The 10,521-nt window shown below is 47.7% G+C and carries 9 protein-coding genes; all 9 read right to left on the bottom strand.

Annotation, left to right across the window (positions count from 1 at the left end):
* Positions 1 to 1,096: 1,096 nt before the first annotated feature.
* Complete coding sequence (locus HMPREF3088_RS10255) at positions 1,097 to 2,512, bottom strand: phytoene desaturase family protein (RefSeq protein ID WP_083317374.1); 1,416 nt, start codon at positions 2,510 to 2,512, stop codon at positions 1,097 to 1,099.
* Between the two features lie 445 nt (positions 2,513 to 2,957).
* Positions 2,958 to 3,767 carry an ABC transporter permease gene (locus tag HMPREF3088_RS08010; protein ID WP_070759254.1) on the bottom strand — a complete coding sequence of 270 codons (810 nt, stop codon included), beginning with the start codon at positions 3,765 to 3,767 and terminating at the stop codon, positions 2,958 to 2,960.
* Complete coding sequence (locus HMPREF3088_RS08005) at positions 3,754 to 4,698, bottom strand: ABC transporter ATP-binding protein (protein WP_070759253.1); 945 nt, start codon at positions 4,696 to 4,698, stop codon at positions 3,754 to 3,756. The genes HMPREF3088_RS08010 and HMPREF3088_RS08005 overlap by 14 nt, the downstream gene beginning before the upstream one ends.
* Positions 4,699 to 4,722: 24 nt before the next feature.
* On the bottom strand, positions 4,723 to 6,363 hold the full coding sequence (locus HMPREF3088_RS08000; protein ID WP_070759251.1) for an ATP-binding cassette domain-containing protein: 1,641 nt from the start codon (positions 6,361 to 6,363) through the stop codon (positions 4,723 to 4,725).
* A 35-nt stretch (positions 6,364 to 6,398) separates the two neighbouring features.
* Positions 6,399 to 6,572, bottom strand: coding sequence for a hypothetical protein (locus tag HMPREF3088_RS10510; protein WP_014301128.1), 174 nt, complete (start codon positions 6,570 to 6,572; stop codon positions 6,399 to 6,401).
* A 44-nt stretch (positions 6,573 to 6,616) separates the two neighbouring features.
* Positions 6,617 to 7,927: a class I SAM-dependent methyltransferase gene (locus HMPREF3088_RS07995; protein ID WP_070759249.1), complete on the bottom strand. Its 1,311-nt coding sequence runs from the start codon at positions 7,925 to 7,927 to the stop codon at positions 6,617 to 6,619.
* Positions 7,927 to 8,931: an alpha/beta hydrolase gene (locus HMPREF3088_RS07990; protein ID WP_070759247.1), complete on the bottom strand. Its 1,005-nt coding sequence runs from the start codon at positions 8,929 to 8,931 to the stop codon at positions 7,927 to 7,929. The genes HMPREF3088_RS07995 and HMPREF3088_RS07990 overlap by 1 nt, the downstream gene beginning before the upstream one ends.
* On the bottom strand, positions 8,928 to 9,761 hold the full coding sequence (locus HMPREF3088_RS07985; protein WP_070759244.1) for a hypothetical protein: 834 nt from the start codon (positions 9,759 to 9,761) through the stop codon (positions 8,928 to 8,930). The genes HMPREF3088_RS07990 and HMPREF3088_RS07985 overlap by 4 nt, the downstream gene beginning before the upstream one ends.
* Positions 9,762 to 10,048: 287 nt before the next feature.
* Entirely contained in the window at positions 10,049 to 10,348 is a 300-nt protein-coding gene (locus tag HMPREF3088_RS07975) for a hypothetical protein (RefSeq protein WP_246818122.1), read from the bottom strand.
* Positions 10,349 to 10,521: the final 173 nt, after the last annotated feature.

The raw sequence follows: 10,521 nt of genomic DNA, 5'->3' as shown, positions 1-10,521 counted from the left end.
GGTCTTCCTACTGCCCCAACTTTGCAACAGCACCTTTGGTTGCCACCAAAGCCTCGCGATTCAAGCTAACGAAGTTCATTTATTTCCTTTTCAAAGCAAAGGAAATAAATTATGGCGACATTAAATGTCGCCATTTAAAAAATTCTGTACTCTAAATGTCAGTGCTTAAGGGCGTAATTCACCCTAATCGCGCATTCACGATTTCCACCAACGTCACTTTCAAAGTGAAAGGAGAAAATTTTGAAGAAAATCAATCGTCTAGGTGTAGCAATAACCACCGTTTTAGCATCAGTCGCTATTGCTCCTACGGCGTTAGCTGGTACATTTCCGAGTTCGAGCTCGTTCACATCTCCGCTGAATGATCCCGCAAAAGTCAGGATTGCAATGTGTCCACCTGTGGCTGGAGTCGCATTACCTGGTACTTGCTCACTATAACCTGTCCAGGGAAGTCGGAGGAGCTAAGCCAATCTCCGCAACGTAATCTTTCTTCCAAATACGGATGGCGAGCTAGCAACATGCTAGCTCGCCATCCGTATTTGCTAGCTTAGTTCATCGATGCCAAACTAAGCTCGATACAAGTAAAAGAATCTCGTTCTAGATAGATCACTAACTATTAAGGTGGTAACGAGGTTATCCATACGTCAACTGGAAACGCTTTTAAGATCGCATATTGCGGTAACCAGAAGCTAGGGACTGCTTAATTCGGCTGCAAATCTTTAAAAGCCAATCAGATACAAAAACCCATTACGCAGGCTAGAGGGCTGCAACATCAATTCTGTTTACACTGTGTATCTAATGACGGTGGTAGTAGGCAATGTGTTTATTACCTCGCTGAGATGAAGCGATGCGTAGTTCGCTCCGTGGCCTGTATTAATTATAAGATAATTGATGAAAATGAAAAATCAGCTTTCTACGTTCACCTAGGCCAGGTTTGAGTGATTACTTTCATCAAGATGGGCAGCCAGATCGAGCTGATTCGGTTCAGTGGCCATCACGAGGCATTTCCGGTTGAGGGTAGGTAGGGGTAGATTCCGAAAAGGGGGCCGCGCAGTTCAGCGTAGTATACATCGCAAACCAGGATTTCCGCCCAACATTTTTACCGCTGGTGCAGATGCTTCAAAGCGCTTTCTGCTGCGTGCTTCCCGCACATCCCGTGTACACCCGCACCTGGTGGCGTCGAAGAGGAACAAATATATACTCCCGAAACCCCTGTGTAATACGGATCAGGAGATAATATAGGTCGTGCAATAAGCTGCCGTGCTCCAGACGCGCCGCCGATGATATCACCGCCTACGTAATTAGCGTTATAGCGCTGCATCTCTTCGGTGCTGAACGAAACTGAATCCACAATGGTATCTCGGAAATTGGGCGCAAATCGTTCAATTTGACGGACTATCAGCTCCGTGGCGTCGGCATCGAACCCGTTCGGTACGTGAGCATAAGCCCACACGGGATTGAGCTTTCCATCCGATCTGCTCGGGTCTGCAAGGTACTGCTGTCCCAGCAATACGAACGGGTTATGAGGCATTTTTCCTGCTACAATGCTCTTTTCTGCCTCCGCTATCTCTGCAAAAGTACCTCCCAGATGTACGGTCCCCGCCTGCCGAAGCGCTTTGCTGCTCCACGGAATATCGCCTTCAATCAAAAAATCCACCTTGAACGCCCCAGGCCCGTGAGCAAATTGTGAATATGCCTTCTGCATGCGTTTCGGCAATCGAGCACCGAGTATTTTCAACGCATCTTGCGGTGTGGTGTCCAGCATTACCACATCGAAATCATTAATTTGCTGGAGCGAGTCAATGCGGGTTCCGCACATGACCGTTACACGCAACTGTGCCAATTCTGCAAGAAACGCTTTCACGATAGACTGGCTTCCTCCTACCGCGACAGGCCAGCCTGTATTATGTGCGGCGGCTATCAACAGTGTTCCCACCGAAGAGCTTAGTGGAGTATCCAATCTGGAAAAAGCATGCGCAGCTATACCGGCAAACAAGGCACGTGTGCTTTCCTCCCTCCATCGCAACGCTGACAGCGAGGCAGGAAGAACTGCATTAAAGCCAAACAGTCCAGTCCACATTGCGCTACGCGGAACGCGTAACACCGGACCTAACGTATCGGAAGCAATGGAGTTAAAGTTTTTTGCTAGTGGGCCAAAAGTTGCACGCCACAACAGTTCATCTTTGCCCATTCTTTTTGTAGTCTGACTGAGGTTACGGTATAGGAGGCCAGCGCTACCGTCGTCCAGGGGATGGGCCAAATCAAGTTTAGGAAACGCAAAGTCTAGTCCGTGGCGCTCCAATTTCATTTCACGGAAGAAAGGGCTAGCTATAGCTAGCGGGTGAACAGCGGAGCACATGTCGTGAATAACTCCTGCACGGAGGCCCTCGTGGCTACGCATCCCACCGCCTACTGTTTTATCCGCTTCAAATACGGTGACTTCCATTCCATGCTGAGCCAATACAACAGCGGCAGCTAGTCCGTTCGGGCCGCTCCCTACTACAGCAGCTTTCAATTGTCCTCTTTTCAAGAAAACTAATGCCGCGACGACATTTCTGCTAGGTAAATAATGGGAAACTGGTTCCAACATTACCTAACCTTTTGGCTGAACGCTTTTCCGGTTGAAATATTTTTCAATAGGTGTGCCTATACAAAAAGAGGGTGAGCGATGTGTTATTCACTATTTGCGGGCAACCCCAAGTAACCGTGTCTAGGGATCGTGCTGGTACGTTTGCTCCCCAGATGGTGCCTAAAGGCACGCGCCGGCTAACAGAACTCGACATTGAAGTAGCGAAAGTCGCCGGATGGAAACGATCCATCAGCCAACTAGCTGTGGCTCACCCCGACCGATTTGCGGACTACCTGTAAACCAAACCCCCGCACACTCTCGTGTCAGCTTCGTATCTGACCTGGCGGAACACTGAGCACGTTAGCTTAACTGGATTAGTATTAGGTATTCTTTATTTTAGAACTTTCTTACGGAATAGGTTGGTTCCCAGATAATTTAGAATTGAAATTTCTACAAAGAAGATTGCAAATGAGGAGATTGTTCGGATCCATAGTCCGTCGTCAAAAGCATCTAGGGTTGGCGCCAGCGTCATTGATAGTGGCGGTATCCAAGCCACGAACGGAATCCATCCATCGTTTAATGAACCCCATCCAATCATTGGTGCAAAAGGCAGGAACATTGACGCCATGAAGAGGAAAACAATCGGTATCTGAGCGACGGAATAATCCTCTACGCTGGATACGAGTGCCCCAGCCAGCGCGTAGAGAGCTGTGAATAATAAGTATGCTAACAGCATAAATACGAGCATGACGAAACAAAACCAGATGGGCAGTTTAGACAGTGTGGAAATATCAAAGACCAGCGTAAAAATAAGGACTGTTACCCACAGGATAAAGAGCTGAGTAAAACCGATGAGGGAATGACCGAGCATTTTTCCAATGTAAAGTTCTTCTGGTCTAGCCAGGGAGAGTAGAATCTCAACTACTTTCTTGTCTTTTTCTTCACTAATGGATCCTCCGACTAATGTGCTGTTCATAAGGATACCCATCCCCATTACTACGGTAAGGAAAGTCCCCAGAATGAGCACTAACGTCTCAAGATCGGTGACTGTATCATGCTCCATTTTTGCACCCACGAAGCCAATAAGCGTTACTGCCCCGATAAGAACGACTGCAAGCACTCCCCATACTGCTTTGCTGGATGCACCAAGTTTCGCTTCCTTCTTCGCGATTTCCCAAATAGTATACTTATCTAACTTCATTTTTCACCGATTCGGTCTGTTCTTCTTCGGTATATAGTTCAGAAAGTGCTTCAGAAAATGTGTTGCGCTTGTACGACACTTCCACTATTTCCTCTGCTCTTAAACCAGAAAGTGCGATTTCTTCCACAGAGATCCTTTCTACTGAGAGCTCTAGCTCCGCTTTCCCAGCGCTCACCGTAGAACTGATGACATTGGGACAGTTTTCAAAAGAAATCTCCCTTTTTGCAGATGCTTCGTCTCGTTGAAAACGCAAAATAGCAATACTCTTCCGGTTGTTCTTTTTCAGCTCTTCCAAGCCACCATCGAAAGCCAGTTGCCCTTCTTTCATAATCCCAATTCGTGTAGCCACCTGCTCGACGACGTCCAACTGGTGAGAGCTGAAGAGGATTCCTGCATCTTGGGATGCGTATTTACGGAGAAGATTGCTGAAAAATTGGACTGCGATCGGGTCAAGCCCAGAAAAGGGCTCGTCCAAAATGAGTAGTTGAGGTTTGCCGATTAATGCTGCAGCGATTTGGACGCGTTGCTTATTTCCAAGCGATAGCTCTTTGACTTTCTTATTTTTATATCGTAGGACATTTAATTCGTCCAACAGCTCGACCATTCGCCTATCAATTGCGGTCGGCGACATCTTGCTGAGTCTTGCAAAATACCGAAGCTGGTCTTCAACTCGTTCATTTGGGTATAAACCACGTTCTTCTGGCATATATCCCACACCGCGTACTGCACCAGGCTTCACTGGCTTATCAAAAACGGTGACGGCACCGTCATCAAAGGGGATGAGCCCCATAGCAATCCTCATAGCAGTAGTCTTGCCGCCACCGTTTGGTGCCAAAAGGCCCAAGATCTCACCTGCATCTAACCGGAAAGTGAGTTCCTTCAGAACCTCGTTCTTCTCGAACCTTTTGCGCACACTTTTAAACTCAAGCATTTATAATTCCTAAAACAAATCAGCTTAGAGAGACCGAGATCGTAGTTCTACGCCAGCAGCAAGATCGTCTAGCTCAATGACTCGGTGTGGAATCTTGTCGAGAATGTTGTCGTGAGTCGTAGCCACGACCAGGCTCTGTTGTGCACATTGCTCAATAACTGTAACTAAAGTTGGGATAGTTTCCTTGTCCACACCTGCAGAAATCTCGTCCAAGAGCAAAATCTGAGGTTTACGAACGAGGGCGTCCGTTATAGCTAGCAGGGAGCGCTGTCCTCCGGAAAGCTCGACTCCGTCGTCGCCGATCTTCAGATTTAAGTCTTGATAGTGCTTGATGAAACCAGTGCGCTCCATGGCCTGGATGCGGTCATTGTCATTGATATCAAGTCCTGCGCCGATATTGTCGCGTAGAGTTCCGTGAAAGGGTGCACGTTGTTGATCGACGAGCAGAACATTTTCGCGCCAAGACTTTCGAGACAGGGTTGAGGAGTCCACTCCGTTAACAAAGATTTTCCCTTGTGCCGGCAGAACTCCATTGGCAAGTGCCAAGAAAGTAGACTTTCCTGCTCCGTTGGATCCGTGCATCAAATAGAGACCCGGACCTTCTATGCGCATGTTAATAGAGCTCAAGACCTGCAGTTCAGTTCCTGGGTAAGAGTACGTCAGATTACTAGACACTAAAGAAGGCTTCGCTGATGAAGGAACCAGAGCGCTTCCTTGCTTCTCTTGCGGTTGGTTCCAGATTTCGATCAAACGAGCTGCAGCTACATTAGCTTGAGCGGCTCCGCTGACTAACGTGCCCAATTCCACTGCTGGGGATAATGAATAAAGCATGAACATTACAAAAGACACGCCCTCGCCGGTGGAGAGCCGGCCACTCGTCATCGCCCACATAGCTCCACCAATGGATAGAACCAAGGCAATTTGGGTGCCCAAGTTCAGACTTGGCATGACAAGACTGCTCGAAATATCGGTACGAATGCCGGATTTTCGTAGAGTCTCTGACTTATCGCTTATGTGACGCAACGCCTCAGGTTCAGCGTTGCGCGATTTATATACCTTTAAGGAACCCAACAGGTTCCATACTGCAATACCGTAGTTCGCAGCGTCTGTACGGGACAGGTGTGTAGATTTCCTAATCCAACGTGAAAGCTGCAGGACTACTAGAGCAGTTAAGAGAACAAGTCCGATTACAATGCCAAAAAGCATGAGCGAAACAAATGCCATACCAACGATGCAGGACAACAAGAGCGTTGTGGATCTAAGTACAGCGGGGACCGCGTTGACGAATGTGTAGGGGGCAGTCGCAGAATCCGTGAGCACGCGGTTCTGAATCTCACCGGTTGGTAAGATATCCTCAATCCCTTGCTGCGAGTTAACCGTAAGGTTCAGTGAATGGTCTCGCAGTTTCTTGCCGCATCGCCCTCCGATATGCGCCTGCAGCAAAGATATTAGAACCTGGAGAACAAGTTCACAGAGAAAAACGCAAGTCAGCAATAAAATGGATGCGCGCGCTGCATCCCATTCGTTACCTGACAGAATCTGTAGGATTTGCCCTGTTAAGACTGGCTGTGTGGCTGTTATAATGCCGGCGGCGATCGCAAGAATTAGCAGGGTTGAGTATGAGCCGTATTGGCCCCTCATTGCAATATTCCATACTGTCTTCACTATTGCCCTTTAAAAATACAAATTGTTTGACTTGACTATTTTTCTAAATCAGTGAAGAACGGATATAGCCAATAGATTACGGCAGCAGAAGCTAAAGAAACGATGACAGTAATAGCAATACCTTGCTTCGAGTCAATTCCATCAAACATAATTCCAGCAATCGACAATACAGCCATAAAGGCTATCAAAGCTGTGAAATAACGCGTCATAATAGTCCTTTCAGAGAGTTAAATATAGATTTTATGAATTAAGGCTACATATTTTTTGCTGTACATCGGTGATACGCGCCTCTGAGATTAACCTGGACAGATGAAAATCCTGCTGCATGAAGGGCTTCGACTGCTTCTTGACGAGTTACAGGCAAAACGCATTCTTTCATTACTCCAGTTTTTCCGTCAGATTGGCGCTTAATTTGCGTTGTTACTTCCACTATTCCATGTGGATATTGGAGGGAAGACATACTCATCGTGTGCGGTTCTTCGCCTAGCTTTAAACTCATAGGGCTGGGCTGCACGGGGGCGCGATATATCTCGGAGGCGAATAGCTCCACCGCAACAATTCCTCCACGGGTCATCATTCTGCGAACTTTCTTTAGCGACTCGATAAGCTCGCCCAAGCTTGATATGTACTGTAATGATCCGTAGGTTACGAAAGCCAAATCTATATCCGTGGTGGCTTCTGCTGTAAAAGCTTCCTCGACAGTGCCCGAGAAAAAGTTGGCATCGATATCAGTGAATGACTGGGAGAATTTTTCGTCTGGTTCGATGGCAAACAGTTCCGCATTCGGGAATCTACCAGCAACTTGGGTGAGCACCCGCCCAGTACCGGCACCGATATCTAGAATGCGCTGCGGCAGTTGCTCGCCCACTGCTGCAGCGATCCACTCAGCATGATCAACGTTGGGATCGGCTATCTTCATGACCTCGTCGTAGTACTCATTGAAATAATCATCACAATAGAAGACTGGTGAAATATTCGAAGTTTGTTCTGTATTGATTGCTTGATAATTTAAAATGAGGTCATAGATTGGTTTTGCTGCGCCATCATGGCCTGCGAACCGTACTAACATCAACTGTTGCCAGTACCAGTTCTTTTCTTTTTTCGAGATTGGCCGAGTGTAATTATGGCGAATGTAGTTGTTCAACATCTCGGCAGTATCGCTGATTGATCTTCGCAATACGGCGTCGTTCTCCTCGCCTTTTCCCAAGCTAGCTAATCCGATCACAAGAGCCTGGTGCGTATCAAAGATTCCTTTTTCGAAGCGACGGCGAGGGAACCAAAACGCTTGTGACATTTTACGTGGCGAGATGGTGTGACATTCTTCCCACGGGCTGTATTCGGATAAGTCCTCTGAAACAAGGCGATAAAGAACGTGCACGTCCTCTACCGCTGGATTAGGCGCAAAAAACTTCCAGTTGGGGATGATTGTATTTCCAAAACGATCATCTAGCCGACGAATTCGATCTAAATTCGATTCTGGGTGCTGACTAAGCAGTGTTGCTACCAACCATCCGCCAAAAATTGAAGCAACCGATCCATCTATGATTTTGCGAATATTACCCACTATTTTTCGTCTCCGAAGTCAGTATTTTTAGCTCCTACGGTGAGCCAATGTGCAATTTTGTTTTGTGCTTCTTCTTTCGTCAACATTGACTGGTGTCCCGCCCCCATAAGAATATGAATGGAATCGCTGTATTCCCTGTAGAGAGATTCTTGAGCGGGCTCATTGCGCACAGTCTCTCCTGCAGCAATGACTTGGGTGTCAATTGAGCTTGGGAGAGCAAAAATATCATGACCATCAAGCATGTATGGATAAATAAGCTTCCATTCTTCCTTTGCGGTTTTCCACACTGAGGAGCTAGCTAAATCGGCAAGGATTCGGTCGTGAAACTGATACCCGTCCGAGTAGGTGGTCACTCCCTGTCCATAGAGCAGAGCAGCCCCAAATTTGATGAATGGTGCGACGGTATTTACGGATAGCTCAACCGTTTTACTCCCCATCCGCTGAGCATTCGATATCTGCAATTCTTTCGGATGCATCGGATCTAAGTAGCTTACTGCTGAAACCAGAGCAAGGTTTTTCCGTGCAAACTCATGCAGAAGATATCCTCCTAAAGAGTGCCCGACGAGATGAAAGCTGGTACCCGAGTTATCTGTAGCGAGTTCAGTCAGAGTATTGTAAAGATCGATGATGAACTCGTTGATATGAAACGGTTCTTCGGACAACCGAACTGATCCTCCGTAGCCTGCACGATTAAACATGACAACCTGATGGCCTAATGCTGACAGCTTTGTGCCGAGCCCGGCCACGGTCGAAATGCTAGATGACAGACCAGGCACTAAAACAAAGCTTTGTGCCGAGGGGTTTTTCGCAGGTGCGATTGCCACTTGAAGACGGTTGCCAGTTGAGCTTCGAAAGTGCCGTGTCTCGAAGCCAGGGTAGTCTGCACGATGTTTTCTTTCTTTAATCCCAGCCCAAATACTTCCTCCGAGCACAAGTGATGTGCCCATCAGGATGCTCGCATTGAGAACTGGTGAAGCGCTGGTTGGGCGTAACTGTGGAGTCATTTCTTGGTGGCCTCACCTGGTCTGAAGAGACTTGAACGAAAAGCTAGGATCGCGGGATATGTCGATATAAACGGTAAAACGAAACGGCCTAGCCCCATTGCTCGGGCATTGGCTAAGTGGAAGGTGCCGAACAGTGCAAGTGTTGCTTTTAGCACGGTTTCGTTGAGCATTGCGAGTGGCATCAATGACTCGATGATAACGGTGCCTCGAGTCGTCATCTGCCCAATGCGCGGGTGCTTTTGTAAGAATCTGTAAAATTTCCTGTCCCCGTAGGTCTCGGTGGCCATAACACCTTCGAGTGCGTTACCACGGGACCACCGTTTACCTGGAGATTTAACTACTCCTGAGATGAAGTAACTAATAATGACTTGTAAAGCAAGGAAGTCGGCCGCCGCCTTACGGCTTTTTGAGCTGCCGCCCAATCTCCCTAGAGCAGACGCTGCATTCCCTAGGAAACTAAGTTGATCAGAACCGTCTGTACCGAAAAACTGGCGAGGCTGGAGAGTAAGGTAACAAGCACTTTGCACTAGATTGCAATACGCACGAATTTCGTTATTTGAAAGAGGTGAAAGGAGAACTACATTGTGAGTGATTTTCAACAAATGAAGTGCCACATAAACGCTCTCAGCCTGCGTTGCGCTGAGCTTATTCCAAAACTTAGCAGTGCCACCTGGGAACTGTGAGCTCAAGTATGTCCAGTCGTTTAGACCACCATACTGACGATTCTTTCGGTCCACCAGATATTCCGCCGAAGCTATAAGCTCGGTAATAGCACAAGCGCGCTCAACAGTTGCGAGCGGATCTTGCGACAATCTTCTTCTCAAACCCACTGCCTTTCTCCTCTCAACTCCAATCCTTCTGAAATCGAGGACTACTTTTTAGTAGCCGATGCAATGGCAGCGCCAACGCCAGCTGCAGCCACTAGCGCTCCGCAAGCCTTAGCACCAGCAACAACACCTGCACCGAATGCAGCTGGGGTTGCCATCACAGGGCTGTGCACCTGCTCAAGGGTTATTTGGTCGTTATTGACAAGAGTGGACAAACGAGACATAGTATTACTCTCCGAGATGTTGAAAATTGTAATGACTTGATGTGGTGAGTGCGCTGATAGTCAGAACTACTTGATAACTGCGCGGTATGCGGCGTAAGCAGCGCCGCTGACTGCACCACCGCCAATAACTGCGCCAGCTGCCTTTGCAGCGGTCACTGCAATGGCAGGGGTTGCGGTTACCGGTGGAAGAGCGGTTTCAGCCATGCCGTCTAGGCGTCCCCGGAATGCCGGATTATCATTTACAAGTTGGGAAAGTGCGGACAAGTTCACTCCTTGGAAAGTTGTTTGGAACAAAATGAAGTGTCCAATAGAAAAGTAAGCCAGACTCTCATCGCTGCTTAAACTAAATCCACTGAACGGTTGCACGGTTAGACGCTGATCTAACAATGCTAATTATGCCAGATGGACAATATATCCTATTGTCAAAGGCATGCGCTTAAGCATACGAGAACCCCACGCCTCCGGCAACCGCAAGCGTCCTGAGAGGGTGGTGTAGCGTTTGAATGGTGCTGTTGCAAAGTTGGGGCAGTAGGAAGACC

The sequence above is a fragment of the Corynebacterium sp. HMSC22B11 genome (assembly GCF_001815965.1).
GTDB lineage: Bacteria > Actinomycetota > Actinomycetes > Mycobacteriales > Mycobacteriaceae > Corynebacterium.
The sequence above is the reverse complement of the archived record's forward strand: the minus strand, read 5'-3'. Positions and strand labels throughout refer to the sequence as shown.